This window comes from Streptomyces sp. NPDC045470, assembly GCF_040646595.1.
Classification (GTDB): Bacteria; Actinomycetota; Actinomycetes; order Streptomycetales; family Streptomycetaceae; genus Streptomyces.
Window position 1 is genome coordinate 160,380 of the sequence record NZ_JBEZAN010000015.1, and the last position, 12,597, is coordinate 172,976.

Below are 12,597 nucleotides of genomic sequence, written 5' to 3' on the forward strand. Positions count from 1 at the left end.
GCTCCTTGTCTCAGGTGATCGGCCGCCCACCGCGGATCACCGCGATCACGTCATGCACCGCCCCCACATCCGCCACCGGATCCCCGCCCACCGCGACCAGGTCCGCGTCGTACCCCGCCGCGATGCGGCCCTTGCGATCGCCCAGGCCGCATACCTGTGCCGCCGTCGACGTTGCCGCCCGCAGGGCCTGCACCGGGGTGAAGCCGAAGTCGACCATGGCGGTGATGCCGTACGGGTAGCTGCCGTGGGCCTTGACCGGGAAGATGCCGGAGTCGCTGCCCAAGGCCATGGTCACGCCGGCTTCGCGCAGGGTGGCCAGGCCGGTGACGAGGGACGGGATGCGGCGGGCGATGTGGGCGGGGGGTGGTGGGCCGCCGGGGAGGGCGCCGAGGGTGAGGGAGGCGGTGGTGCCGCGGTGGGCCATTTCCTCGATCACCTGGCGGTCGAAGTCGACGCCGGTCCCGGTGAGGAAGAAGCAGTGTTCGATGGTGTCGAAGCCGGTGGCCACGGCTTCGCGGATGCCGGTGGTGGCGTGGGCGTGTGCGGCCGTCCGAAGGCCGTGGTGGTGGGCCTCGTCGACGATGGCGCGGAGTTCGTCGCGGCCGTACTGGACGCTGTACGGGTCCGAGCCGGGGGTGAGGTCGCCGCCGGTCACCATGACTTTGACGAGGTCGGCGCCGCGTTCGGCCCGTTCTCGTACCGCCGCGCGGACGCCGTCCACGCCCTCCGCCCGGCCGCCGAGGAACCAGCAGTGGCCGCGGGCGGTGGTGAGGGGCGGGCCGGAGGCGATCACATGTGGGCCGGCCGCCGGGTCCTGTGCGGTTTCCGCGCGCAGGCGGAGGGTGAGGTATCCGCGGTCGCCGAGGTCTCGTACGGTCGTCACTCCGGCGGTCAGGGAGGCTCGCGCGGCGGCTCGTACGCGGTCGAGGAGGGTGGTGTCGTCGGCGGTGGTGAGCCGGCCGATGACGTCGTCGCTCGCGTCGAACGCCAGGTGTGTGTGGGTGTCGATGAAGCCGGGGAGGAGGGTCGCGGCGCCCAGGTCGAGGATCTCGGTCCCGATCAGCGGGACCCCGCCGGGGCGGACGGCGGCGATCCGGCCGTTCTCGATCAGTACGGTGGGCCGTTCGGTCAGTCCTGGTCCCACTCCGTCGAACAGTGCTCGTGCGCGTACGGCCAGCATCGGGCCTCCCGTGCCGCGTGCTTCCCGGCCACCCGAGGCGGGCCCCGTGCCGCCCGGCCGCGGCGGCCTGGACGGAGGCCCAGTACAGCGGCCGGGCGGGTGGCCGGGCGGGGAACCCGCGGTTCAGCGTGCTTTTTGCGCCAGGTGCAGCAGGTGGTCGGCGAGGGCCTGGCCGCCGGCCGGGTCGCGGCTGATGAGCATCAGGGTGTCGTCGCCGGCGATGGTGCCGAGGATGTCGTGCAGTTCGGCCTGGTCGATGGCGGAGGCGAGGAACTGGGCGGCGCCGGGCGGGGTGCGCAGGACCACGAGGTTGGCGGACGCCTCGGCGGAGATGAGGAGTTCCCCGGAGAGCCGGCGCATCCGCTCCTCCTTGGCGGACTCCCCCAGCGGCGCCCGCGGCTTGCGGTCGCCGCCCTCGCTCGGTACCGCGTAGATCAGCTCACCGCCGGTGTTGCGGATCTTCACCGCGCCCAGTTCGTCCAGGTCACGGGAGAGGGTGGCCTGGGTGACGGAGAGGCCGTCGTCGGCGAGCAGCTTGGCGAGCTGGCTCTGGGAGCGGACGGCCTGCCGGTTGAGGATGTCCACGATCCGGCGGTGGCGTGCGGTGCGGGTCTGCGGTACGGCAGGCCCCCCGTGCAGCGTCTCGTTGTCCTGCGCCTCGGTCATCGTTGTCGTCAGTCTCCGGATCGTTGTTCCCCGTGTGCCCCTGCGAGGGCCGCGTCGAGGACGGCGGGGAGCTTCCGGAGGAACGTATCCGCTTCGTCGTCCGAGACGATCAGCGGCGGGGCGAGCCGGATGACGTCCGGCGCGACCGCGTTCACCAGGAGGCCCGCGTCCTGAGCCGCTCGCTGCACCTGCGGTGCGAGGGGCTCGGACAAGACGATACCCAGGAGGAGTCCCACGCCGCGGACCTGGCCGACGAGCGGGTGCGCCGACGCCTCGATCCCGCCACGCAGCCGCTCGCCGACCCGCTTGACGTGGTCGAGGAGTCCGTCGGCCTCGATGGTGTCGAGGACGGCGAGCGCGCCCGCGCACACGACCGGGTTGCCGCTGAAGGTCGAGCCGTGCGAGCCGGGGGTCAGCAGATCGGCGGCGGGGCCGAAGGCGAGGGTGGCGCCGATGGGCAGGCCGCCGCCGAGGCCCTTGGCGAGGGTGATCACGTCGGCCTCGACACCCTGGGCCTGCGACGCCAGCCAGTGGCCCGTACGGCCGATGCCGGTCTGGATCTCGTCCAGGACGAGCAGGGTGCCGGTGGCGGCGGTGATCTCGCGGGCGGCGGCGAGGTAGCCGGGGGGCGGTACGACGACGCCGTTCTCGCCCTGCACCGGTTCGATGATCACGAGGGCGGTGTCGGTGGTGACGACGGCCCGCAGCGCTTCCGCGTCCCCGTACGGTACGAAGTCGACGTCGCCGGGCAGCGGCCGGAAGGGGGCCTGCTTGGCGGGCTGGCCGGTGAGCGCGAGGGCACCCATGGTGCGGCCGTGGAAGCCGCCGATGGTGGAGACCAGGTGCGGACGCCCGGTCAGCCGCCCGATCTTGAAGGCGGCCTCGTTGGCCTCGGCGCCGGAGTTGGAGAAGTAGACCCGGCCGGGGCGGCCGGCGATCCGCAGCAGCCGTTCGGCCAGCTCGACGGTCGGTTCGGCGACGAAGAGGTTGGAGACGTGCCCGAGCGTGGCGATCTGCTCGGAGACGGCGCGGACGACGGCGGGGTGCGCGTGGCCGAGAGCGTTGACGGCGATGCCGCCGAGGAAGTCGAGGTAGTCGTTGCCGTCGGCATCCTGGACACGGACGCCTTCCCCGCGTACGAGGGGGACGCGCGGGGTGCCGAAGTTGTCCATCATGGCGCCCTGCCAGCGCTCGGTGAGCGCCGTGTTGGACGCCGCGCCCGCCGCCGTACCGAGCGCTGTCCCTGTAGCCGTGCCGCTCATGCCGCTCCCACCTTCTCGCTCACGTTCGCGTCCGTACCGGCGCCCGTCTCCGCGTCCGGCACGACCATGGTGCCGATGCCCTCGTCGGTGAAGATCTCCAGCAGGATCGAGTGCTGCACCCGGCCGTCGATGACCCGGGCGGTGTGCACCCCGTTGCGTACGGCGTGCAGGCAGCCCCGCATCTTCGGCACCATGCCGCTGGCCAGGTCGGGCAGCAGCTTCTCCAGCTCGGTGGCGGTGAGCCGGGAGATCACCTCGTCGCTGTGCGGCCAGTCCTCGTACAGGCCCTCCACGTCGGTGAGGACCATCAGCGTCTCGGCACCGAGGGCCGCGGCCAGCGCCGCCGCGGCGGTGTCGGCGTTGACGTTGAAGACGCCGGTCCCGTCGCCCTCGTCGGCGCTGCGGGCCACGGAGGAGATGACCGGAATGCGGCCGTCGTCCAGCAGGGCCCGTACGGCGCCGGGGTCGATCGCGGTGACCTCGCCGACCCGCCCGATGTCCACCCGCTCGCCGTCCACCTCGGCGTAGTGCTGGGTGGCGGTCATCAGGTGGGCGTCCTCGCCGGTCATGCCGACGGCGAGCGGGCCGTGCTGGTTGAGCAGCCCGACCAGTTCGCGCTGCACCTGTCCGGCGAGCACCATCCGTACGACGTCCATGGCCTCGGGCGTGGTGACGCGCAGGCCCGCCTTGAACTCCGACGTCAGGCCCAGCCGGTCCAGTTGGGCGCTGATCTGCGGGCCGCCGCCGTGCACGACGACCGGCCGCAGCCCGGCGTGCCGCAGGAAGACGACGTCCTGGGCGAAGGCGGCCTTCAGCTCCTCGTCGACCATGGCGTTGCCGCCGAACTTGATGACGACGGTCTTGCCGTGGTGGCGGGTGAGCCAGGGCAGCGCCTCGATGAGGGTGCGGGCCTTGGGCAGCGCGGTGTGCTTGCGGGTGCTCATGAGGAGTACGCGCTGTTCTCGTGGACGTAGTCGGCGGTGAGGTCGTTCGCCCAGATCACCGCGGACTCGGTGCCCGCGCTGAGGTCGGCGGTGATCCGTACCTCCCGGTAACGCATGTCGACCAGGTCCCGGTCCTCGCCCACCGAGCCGTTCTTGCAGACCCAGACGTCGTTGATGGCGACGTTCAGCCGGTCCGGGTCGAAGACGGCGGAGGTGGTGCCGATGGCGGACAGCACACGCCCCCAGTTCGGGTCCTCGCCGTGAATGGCGCACTTCAGCAGGTTGTTCCGGGCGATGGACCGGCCCACCTCGACCGCGTCGTCCTCGCTCGCCGCGCCGACGACCTCGATGCGGATGTCCTTGCTCGCGCCCTCCGCGTCCCCGATGAGCTGCCGCGCGAGGTCGTCGCAGACCGTGCGGACCGCGTCGGCGAACGCGTCGTACTCCGGGACCTCCCCGGAGGCGCCCGAGGCCAGCAGCAGCACCGTGTCGTTCGTGGACATGCAGCCGTCGGAGTCGACCCGGTCGAAGGTGGTCCGCGTCGCGTCGCGCAGCGCCCGGTCCAGGACCGGCGGCTCCAGGTCCGCGTCGGTGGTCAGCACGACGAGCATGGTGGCCAGCCCCGGCGCGAGCATCCCCGCGCCCTTGGCCATGCCGCCGACCGTCCACCCGTCCCCGCCGGCCACGGCGGTCTTGTGCACACTGTCGGTCGTCTTGATCGCGATGGCCGCCTTCTCCCCACCGTGCACGCTCAGCTCGACGGCCGCCTTCTCCATCCCCGGCAGCAGCTTGTCCATCGGCAGCCGTACGCCGATCAGGCCGGTCGAGGCGATGGCGACCTCACCCGCGCTGTGCCCCTTGAGCACCTCGGCGGCCTTCTCCGCGGTGGCGTGGGTGTCCTGGAAGCCCTCGGGGCCGGTGCAGGCGTTGGCGCCGCCGGAGTTCAGCACCACGGCCGAGACCCGGCCGCCCTTGAGGACCTGCTCGGACCACAGGACCGGAGCGGCCTTGACGCGGTTGGCGGTGAAGACGCCGGCGGCGGCCAGTCGCGGACCGTTGTTCACCACCAGGGCGAGGTCCGGGTTCCCGTTCTCCTTGATCCCGGCGGCGATGCCCGCCGCCGAGAAACCCTTGGCTGCCGTGACGCTCACGGTGCGACTCCGATCGTTGAGAGCCCGGTGGCCTCGTCGAGGCCCAGGGCGATGTTCATGCTCTGCACCGCGCCGCCGGCGGTGCCCTTCGTCAGGTTGTCGATGGCGCTGACCACGACGATCCGGTCGGCCGCCGCGTCGAGCGCGACCTGCACCAGCGCGGTGTTCGACCCGTACACGGCCGCGGTGGACGGCCACTGTCCCTCGGGGAGCAACTGGACGAACGGCTCGTCCCCCAGCGCCTTCTCGTACGCGGCCCGCAGGTCGGTGCCGTCCACGCCGGGCCGGGCCTTGGCGGAACAGGTGGCCAGGATGCCGCGGGACATGGGCGCGAGGGTCGGCGTGAAGGAGACGGTGACCGGCTCCCCCGCCACGGTGCCCAGATTCTGCGCCATCTCCGGCGTGTGCCGGTGCACCCCTCCCACCCCGTACGGGCTCATCGAGCCCATCACCTCGCTGCCCAGCAGGTGCGGCTTGGGCGCCTTGCCCGCGCCGGAGGCGCCCGAGGCGGCGACCACGACGGCCTCCGGCTCGGCGAGCCCCGCCGCGTACGCCGGGAAGAGGGCCAGCGAGACGGCCGTCGGGTAGCAGCCCGGCACCGCGATACGCCGCGCCCCGCGCAGCGCCTCCCGCGCCCCCGGCAGCTCGGGCAGCCCGTACGGCCAGGTGCCGGCATGCGGCGAACCGTAGAACTTCTCCCAGGCCGCCGGATCCGCCAGCCGGAAGTCCGCCCCGCAGTCCACCACCAGCACCTCGGGCCCCAGCGCCTCGGCCACCGCGGCGGACTGCCCGTGCGGCAGCGCGAGAAAGACGACGTCGTGCCCGGCCAGCGCCTCGGCCGTGGTGGCCACCAGCTCCCGCCCGGCCAGCGGCACCAGGTGCGGCTGCACCACTCCGAGGCGCTGCCCGGCGTTGCCGTGCGCGGTCACCGCGCCGATCTCGACCTCCGGATGCCCCAGAAGCAGCCGCAGCACCTCTCCCCCGGCATAGCCACTCGCTCCGGCCACTGCTGCTCGTACTGGCATGGATCCTCCTCCTTGGAGGCATGACTATACGGAAGATGGCAGATTTATGCAATGGCGGGTGGGGCGGGTGAGGGACCGCGTTCTGTGACGTTGCGCTTCAGTTGGCGGGTTTGCAGGTGACCTGGCGGGTTGTGCGTGCGGCTTCGCCGGTGGTCACGTGCCTGTTCGAAATGGATGACATCGAGTCGTGCCAACCGACGCCAGACGATTCATACCTGCTGGGGGCCGGATAGGGCCGTGCCGTACGTCGAGGTGTCGTGCAAGCAGGGTGTAGATGGGCGTCAGCGACGTCCGTGTCGGCTGTCCCCACCGCTACCTGGAACGCACGACGGTCTGCGCCCCTACAGCTATCCGCGTCTCACCAACGACGCCAAGTTCGACATCCCTCTCCTGCGCCGGGCTCTCACGCTGCCTGCCGGCTACGTCGGCGCGATGGGCTCCTGCCACACACACGAGGAGCGTCTGCGCCTCCTGCGGGAGGGCAGGTGTCGAGGCACAGCAATATGCCGCATTACGTGCCCGACCGGCCCTGACCTGGGAGCACGTATACCTGAGGAGGCGGCAATGTCCGTCGCTGCTGACATCATCGCTCGCGCCAACGGGGCGAGTGGCCTGCCGCTGTCTTCGCACACCAGCCCCACCCACCGTGCCGCTGCCGAGATACTGCCGACCACAAGCACCTTGATCGAGTGTTTCCATAACACGTACGCTGACGGCCGTTGCTGTGTGTGGCACAGGGGGAACAGCCCGCTGAACGCGGTTCGCTCGGGTTGCCTGGGGGATGCGGGGGTGCAGGTTGGACAACTTCATGCCAGTGTCAGCTGGTGTTCCGCCCATTCATTTCGGAGTGCACGAACTGCGGACCGGAAGCGCGGACGGAGCACGGGCCGACTTCGAGAAGATGCTCGCGCAGCTCGCGAGTGCGACCAATCCGAACGTCCGGATGATCGCCGCGAATCCGGGCGACTGGGGAATCGACGCTGTCGCCGGTGACCTCGGGGGCGCCATTACGGTGTGGCAGTCCAAGTACTTCATGCCGAAGACCACAACCAGCCAGTCGCAGCAGATTCGCGAGTCTCTCGCGAACGGGCTGAAAGCCGCAGCGGCCAACGGTCACACCATCACGCTCTGGATCTTGTGCATCCCCTCCAGCATGGACGGGCCGGCAGCTCAATGGTGGGATGGCTGGAAGAAGCGGCAGGAGAAGGCGCATGGCCTTGTCATCGAGCTGTGGGACGAGACCACGCTCGTGAAGAAGCTGCTGAGCCCCGAAGGTGACCAGGTACGCCGCGCCTATTACGAACCCTTCGCAGTGCCTGCCGCCCCCGCCCAGGAGCAAATACGCCTCGTGCTGGACGTGGAGGAGGACAAGGCGGCGGCGCTCGACTCGGCCCTGTTCGTGCGCCAGATGACTGAGGCTGGCCACGTAGAACTGGACTCGGCGAAACGGCAGTTCTTCAACGCCGACCTAGTGGCGCGCGAAGTCGCGCATAAGGGCGTGCCGGTTGAGATAGCCGCACTGAGCTCTGCTGACGCCACCCTTCACGGGGTGTGGGAGATGCAGTTCAACGAGTGTTCGGCCGCAGGCGCCCTCGCTGCTCTGCACGGCCGGGTATGGCGCGAGGTGCGCAGCGAGCACGACAAACTGCCCAAGGTGCTGCGTCTGGAGGTGACGCACAGCTGGGGTCTGGTCCACCGGCTGGTCGACAACCGTCGGGCTGGGTGGGTCACGCACTGGCGGCAGATCGCGAGCGGTCACACCGACGGCTGAGGTTGCACGTCCGTCCGTACCGCTCGACCACTGATGAGGAGCATGCCGTGCAAGCAGACCGGCCGGTTGTAATGCCCGAAGACGAGGTACCTTTCCGTCTCGCTCAACTGCTGTTGCTCCTTGACGCTGTCGCCGCGCAGGACGCAAACGGGGCGACCCTGGAACGCATCGGGTACTACGACTTCCTGTCCGCGAACCCCTTCCTCGTAGTTCCCTCCGAGGGCCGGGACGCCAGCCTCCTCCGGCTGGCCGGATTCGACCCGCAGGTCCTTGCCTACGCGTCCTCTTCACAGCGTTTCACGAGCCGGCGAGAACGCATCCAGCACGACTTGGCGCTTCTAGTGGCCTACGGGTGCTGCCGAGTCCGAAATCGTAACGGTTCCCTCACCTACTCGATCACAGAGGCCGGTCAGCACCTCGGCGGGCAGTTCACCGCCACCTACGCCGCCTCCTTTGCTACCGCCGCCGACATCGTCGTCCGCCGGCTCCGCAAACTCAGCGACAAAAAGCTGCGCGAGCAGACCGCACGGTGGCTCAGGCCGGACGGTCCCGGCGGACCCGCGGCTGCCCTCATGAGTGTCCTGGGGACAGGCCCCTTACTGGAAACGTCCTGGGAGGGATGATCACCATGGAGCCGCTTCCCGGCATCCGGATCCGCCGTCTGCGCCTGGTCGGCATGGAGCGGTCCTACGACGTCGATCTCACCGCCGAACAGCGGGTACGGAACCTCTCCGTCATCGCCGGGGCATTCAGTTCCGGGAAAACAGCGGTCCTGGAGTTCATCGCCTACGGGCTCGGCGCGAAACGGCACCCCCGCCACCAGGAGGTGCTGCGAAGGGTTCGTTCATGCCTCCTGGAGGTCGAGCTCTCCGGCGAGCCGCACGTGATCGAGCGGTCGGTCGGTGAGCCCTCGAAGGTCGCCTTCGTACGCCGCGGAACGCTCGACAGCAGGCCCACCTCCAGGGCCGAGAGCAGGCCCATCGACCCGCCCGGGGCACCGGAAAGCCTGTCGTCCCTCCTCCTGAGTCACTGCAAGCTCGAAGGCGTCCAGCTACGCGAAGCGCCCACCAACAGCGAATCCCGCACGGACCCGCTCAGCTTCCGCGACTTGATGTGGCTCGCCTTCCTGCCCAACGAACGCGTCGCGGACAAGAACTTCCTGTTCGAGAACGACTACATGCGCAAGCACAAACTGCGGCAGGTCGTCGACGTCGCCTTCGGGGTCCACGACGACCGCGCCGTCGAACTCGGCCAACGCATCCAGGAACTCGGCGGCCGGCTCAACCGCGCCAAAGCCGAACTCGCAGCAGCCCGTACCTTCGTCGTGGAGCAGGCTCCCACCGCACTGGACAGTGAACCCACACCTGCCATCCACGAACAGGAGCTGGCTGACATCACGAGCCAGCTCACGGAGTTAGACCGCCGGGCGAAGGCGGGAACGGAATTCGCGGCCCGGCTGCGCCACCAGCACAAAGAGGCGGCCCAGACTTCCCGCCGGGCGGCAGCGGTCCTGCGGGACTGCGAAACACAGCTCCAACGCCTGATGCCTCTCCGCGCGCAGTACGCCGACGATCTCCTCAAGCTCGGCATGCTCGGCGAGGCACAGCAGATCTTCGACCCCCTGAGCGTCACCACCTGCCCCGCCTGCCTGAATCGGCTGTCGGCTCCCCCCACCGCCGACGACGGACGCTGCAGCCTCTGCCGTCACGCACTGACAGCAGCGGAAGGGACATTGGTCCTGGGCGCTGCCGACACCGGCAGCCAGGCCGGGGACAATCGGGTGGACGTCGCGGCCGAGACCCGGTCCACCAAGGCCCGTCTCAAGGAGATCACCACATACATCGATGAGCTCGGCACCTCGCTCGCCGCACTCAAACTCCGGGCGGAAGAGGCGGCCGTCCAGGAAGAGCAGGCCGCCGCCGCGCTGGACGCCGCAACATCGCCCTCCGTCTCACCGTTCCTCGCCGCCCGCGACGACCTCCACCGCAGGCGCGAACAGGTCCTGCGCCGACTCGAACAGGCTGAGAGCGCGGTCAAACTCCGCGAAGGACTCGCCAAACGTGCCGATGCCGTGGAACGCCACGAAGCCCAGCTCGCCCGTCTCCGCGAGGAACTCGCACGGCTAGGAGACGCCTCCCACGACCGCGATCGGGTCATCGCCAAGATCAGCGGCCGATACGGCGAGCTCCTGCGAGCCTGGCGCTACCCCAAGGTCAGTACACCCTTCATCAAGAAGACCGACCTCACCCCCTTCGTACGCGGTGAGCCGTACCAGGAAGCCTCCTCCGGCGCCCGCACTCTGCTCACCCTGGCCTGGCAGCTGGCCGTCTTTGAAATCGCCGTCGAAGCAGAGGCCGCACACCCGGGATTTCTCATGATCGACAGCCCCCAGAAAAACCTTGGCCACGGCGGCACCCTCGATGCCGTGATCGCGGACGCCGTTGCCATCGACGACTTCTACCACCACCTCTCCCTCTGGCTCGCAGAGCGCGGTAGCCGAGCACAGCTCATCGTCGCCGACAACAGCCCGCCACCGCTGGTGGAAAGCAGCGTGGTGGTGCGCTACAGCCGCGACGAGGTCCGTCCGCCGTACGGGCTGATCGAGGACGAAACCAGTGCGGACGAAGAGACAGAAGCCGACGCGTGAAACGTCGTCCCAAACACGGGGCCCTCCCTCGGCAGCAGGCTGCCCCCGAAGGCGCAGCGTCGCGGATCACTCACTCAGCAGTTGAAGCGCAAGCTCGACTCTGACCGCAGCCCGAGGAGCCAGGGTTGTGGATTGATTCGTCTATCGCGAAGTCGCAGTTCACGTGCTGATCGGCGTACTCGGTCAGGAGCTCTCCGAGGGCGGAGTAGTGAGGCGAGACGCCTGGGTTGGTAAGCAGGCACCACATGGTGTTGCGGCGGCTTCCCCACCATTTCTGTGTTTGGAATTCTTGGCTGGCTTCCATGGGGCGCGGGGCGAAGAGGTGCTCGCCTTGTGTAATGCGGCTCCAAACGAAGACCGAGGCGATGTGTCGCTTGAGGTCGTCATAGCGGGCTGGGGTTGTGGACGAAGGCGGGACCTTGGTCGTGAGCTCGCGCCAGCTCTGCTCGTCGAGGTACCAGTTCCGGAGTGTTTGACGCCGGTGCCTGTAGTCGGGGAGATCTGGCGCATGGACGTCCAGGGCAGTGGCCAGGGCGTGCAGGGCAGTGTCGAACTCGAAAACGTCGAGCTTGGGGTGAACCCATCGGCGGATGGCGCCCGTTGCGCTCGACGGGGCCCGGATACCGAGGAAGTCCGCGGCCCGGTCAAGAGAGCCGCCCATGGCCATTTGTGCGAGGCGGACCGAAGCTGTGCGCCGCAGGAGACGCGGGCTGATGCCATCGCATTTTTGAAAGTAGTGGTCAACCCATGCCTTGGGCAAGAAGGCGGGCACCTGCTCAGGAACGAATCCCTCCTGTTGGGTGGGCGACCGGCGGGTGGATGGGCCGCCACTGGTGGCGTGGGTGAGCGGTGCGCCAGCGTCTTTCAGACGGCTGGAGCAGGCGTCCTGCTCTCGGGCAAAGCGCTCGGACCAAGTAGCCGTCCGGTTCAAGGTGCGGTCACGCAGAACGAGTGGGATCAGATGCGAGCGGAGGTCTTCGCTATCAAGCACCGATTGAGCGACCCGTAGTAGGGCAGAGGCCGCAATTGAGTCGACGGGCAGGGCGGTGAATGTTGGGATCCGGTGTCTGCTTGCCGGCCGCGCGGCCAAGTCGCGGAGGTACCTGTCTGCGATGCTGCTTGCGGGAAGGGGTACCAGGTGCTGAGCCTCGGGCCAGGTCATAACGATAAGCGCAGTGACCAGTTGCAGGTCGGTGAAGTACTCGGAGGCTTCGCACTGCGGGACATCTGAGGATAGGTGTTTCAGAATGCGAGCTTGCAGGGACTGCATGTCTCGGAATGGTGGCGTTGGGACCGCTACGATCGGCTGATCGAGCCGGGTGCCGCAGGCGGGATCCCCACGCCCTCTACCTTCGGGGAGTGGCGGAGAGTTTCTGCACTGGGCGGGGTGGAGGCCGGCGTCACCGACTCTGGCGACCAGGCGGCTGCCCGTGCTGGCGTCGGGGGCCTGGTGACATCCAGGGCACCGATGCCGCAGGTATCTGCGGTGCTCCAGGCAGGCGAAGACCACCGGAAGTCTCCAGCTCTTCTTCCAAGGTCCGCCGTGCTGCTGCTGAATGAGCGATCCGTCGCCGGCCAGGCATTCAGGGCAGTAGCGGACTGCGCTTCGAAAGAGCCAGTCGCCAGCATGTCGGTGTCCGCCTGTTTTGCCTGCGATAGCCCGGGTGATGGGCGGGTAACGCCCGTTCCAGCAGGCCAAGGTGAGAGCGGTGACCTCATCCGGAAGGAGGCGGGTAGTGCGGGAGACCCGGGTGGTCATGCCCTCAGGGAGCGCGGTGGCCAGGGCACCGTTCGAGGCAAGAAGGCCATGCGCGTTAAGGCTCCCAATCCCGGTGTGCTGCATCAGCCATCCTGGAGGCAAGGCCAGCCTGTGGGACAGACGCAGCACATAGCCGGAGAGAGACTCATCGGACAGTGGAGCGAGGCTGCGAGGAAGCGACGCGACTGGCAT

The 12,597-nt window shown here is 69.1% G+C and carries 11 protein-coding genes and 1 pseudogene; 4 read left to right on the forward strand and 8 right to left on the reverse strand.

Features of this window, described 5'->3' with window-relative positions:
* Nucleotides 1-10 precede the first annotated feature (10 nt).
* The 6 genes from AB0A97_RS31620 to argC form a co-directional block, all read right to left on the reverse strand.
* Complete coding sequence (locus AB0A97_RS31620; RefSeq protein ID WP_361156252.1) at nt 11-1,180, reverse strand: amidohydrolase family protein; 1,170 nt, start codon at nt 1,178-1,180, stop codon at nt 11-13.
* Nucleotides 1,181-1,303: 123 nt separating this feature from the next.
* Nucleotides 1,304-1,846, reverse strand: a complete 543-nt coding sequence (locus tag AB0A97_RS31625; RefSeq protein ID WP_030017304.1) for an arginine repressor — start codon at nt 1,844-1,846, stop codon at nt 1,304-1,306.
* An 8-nt stretch (nt 1,847-1,854) separates the two neighbouring features.
* The gene (locus tag AB0A97_RS31630; protein ID WP_361156255.1) at nt 1,855-3,108 is read right to left on the reverse strand and encodes an acetylornithine transaminase; all 1,254 of its coding nucleotides are present in this window, start codon (nt 3,106-3,108) and stop codon (nt 1,855-1,857) included.
* Complete coding sequence (gene argB, locus AB0A97_RS31635; RefSeq protein ID WP_361156258.1) at nt 3,105-4,052, reverse strand: acetylglutamate kinase; 948 nt, start codon at nt 4,050-4,052, stop codon at nt 3,105-3,107. Before argB ends, AB0A97_RS31630 begins: the two co-directional genes overlap by 4 nt.
* Nucleotides 4,049-5,203 carry a bifunctional glutamate N-acetyltransferase/amino-acid acetyltransferase ArgJ gene (gene argJ, locus AB0A97_RS31640; protein WP_361156260.1) on the reverse strand — a complete coding sequence of 385 codons (1,155 nt, stop codon included), beginning with the start codon at nt 5,201-5,203 and terminating at the stop codon, nt 4,049-4,051. The genes argB and argJ overlap by 4 nt, the downstream gene beginning before the upstream one ends.
* The gene (argC, locus tag AB0A97_RS31645; protein ID WP_361156263.1) at nt 5,200-6,228 is read right to left on the reverse strand and encodes an N-acetyl-gamma-glutamyl-phosphate reductase; all 1,029 of its coding nucleotides are present in this window, start codon (nt 6,226-6,228) and stop codon (nt 5,200-5,202) included. The genes argJ and argC overlap by 4 nt, the downstream gene beginning before the upstream one ends.
* Nucleotides 6,229-6,402: 174 nt before the next feature.
* Here argC and AB0A97_RS31650 point away from each other — a divergent pair, with 174 nt between their 5' ends.
* The 4 genes from AB0A97_RS31650 to AB0A97_RS31665 are packed head-to-tail and all read left to right on the forward strand — an operon-like array spanning nt 6,403 to nt 10,646.
* Nucleotides 6,403-7,221, forward strand: coding sequence for an XdhC family protein (locus AB0A97_RS31650; RefSeq protein WP_361156266.1), 819 nt, complete (start codon nt 6,403-6,405; stop codon nt 7,219-7,221).
* Nucleotides 7,172-7,999 (forward strand): serine/threonine protein kinase, encoded by an 828-nt coding sequence (locus tag AB0A97_RS31655; RefSeq protein WP_361156388.1) that lies wholly within the window; start codon nt 7,172-7,174, stop codon nt 7,997-7,999. Before AB0A97_RS31650 ends, AB0A97_RS31655 begins: the two co-directional genes overlap by 50 nt.
* 47 nt (nt 8,000-8,046) lie before the next feature.
* Complete coding sequence (locus tag AB0A97_RS31660; RefSeq protein ID WP_361156268.1) at nt 8,047-8,622, forward strand: ABC-three component system middle component 2; 576 nt, start codon at nt 8,047-8,049, stop codon at nt 8,620-8,622.
* Between the two features lie 5 nt (nt 8,623-8,627).
* Nucleotides 8,628-10,646 carry a DNA recombination protein RecN gene (locus tag AB0A97_RS31665; RefSeq protein ID WP_361156270.1) on the forward strand — a complete coding sequence of 673 codons (2,019 nt, stop codon included), beginning with the start codon at nt 8,628-8,630 and terminating at the stop codon, nt 10,644-10,646.
* A 70-nt stretch (nt 10,647-10,716) separates the two neighbouring features.
* On the opposite strand, the gene AB0A97_RS31670 is transcribed toward AB0A97_RS31665, so the two are convergent.
* A complete protein-coding gene (locus AB0A97_RS31670) occupies nt 10,717-11,916 on the reverse strand; it encodes a hypothetical protein (protein WP_361156394.1) in 1,200 nt (399 codons plus the stop codon).
* Between the two features lie 216 nt (nt 11,917-12,132).
* Nucleotides 12,133-12,597: pseudogene (locus AB0A97_RS31675) on the reverse strand (TniQ family protein); the annotation flags it as partial.

Bases quoted from the DNA above. Each gene is read 5' to 3' on its own strand.
- AB0A97_RS31620 (WP_361156252.1), bottom strand. From the start codon at position 1,180: ATGCTGGCCGTACGCGCACGAGCACTGTTCGACGGAGTGGGACCAGGA.
- AB0A97_RS31625 (WP_030017304.1), bottom strand. From the start codon at position 1,846: ATGACCGAGGCGCAGGACAACGAGACGCTGCACGGGGGGCCTGCCGTA.
- AB0A97_RS31630 (WP_361156255.1), bottom strand. From the start codon at position 3,108: ATGAGCGGCACGGCTACAGGGACAGCGCTCGGTACGGCGGCGGGCGCG.
- argB (WP_361156258.1), bottom strand. From the start codon at position 4,052: ATGAGCACCCGCAAGCACACCGCGCTGCCCAAGGCCCGCACCCTCATC.
- argC (WP_361156263.1), bottom strand. From the start codon at position 6,228: ATGCCAGTACGAGCAGCAGTGGCCGGAGCGAGTGGCTATGCCGGGGGA.
- AB0A97_RS31650 (WP_361156266.1), top strand. From the start codon at position 6,403: ATGACATCGAGTCGTGCCAACCGACGCCAGACGATTCATACCTGCTGG.
- AB0A97_RS31655 (WP_361156388.1), top strand. From the start codon at position 7,172: ATGATCGCCGCGAATCCGGGCGACTGGGGAATCGACGCTGTCGCCGGT.
- AB0A97_RS31665 (WP_361156270.1), top strand. From the start codon at position 8,628: ATGGAGCCGCTTCCCGGCATCCGGATCCGCCGTCTGCGCCTGGTCGGC.
- AB0A97_RS31670 (WP_361156394.1), bottom strand. From the start codon at position 11,916: ATGCAGTCCCTGCAAGCTCGCATTCTGAAACACCTATCCTCAGATGTC.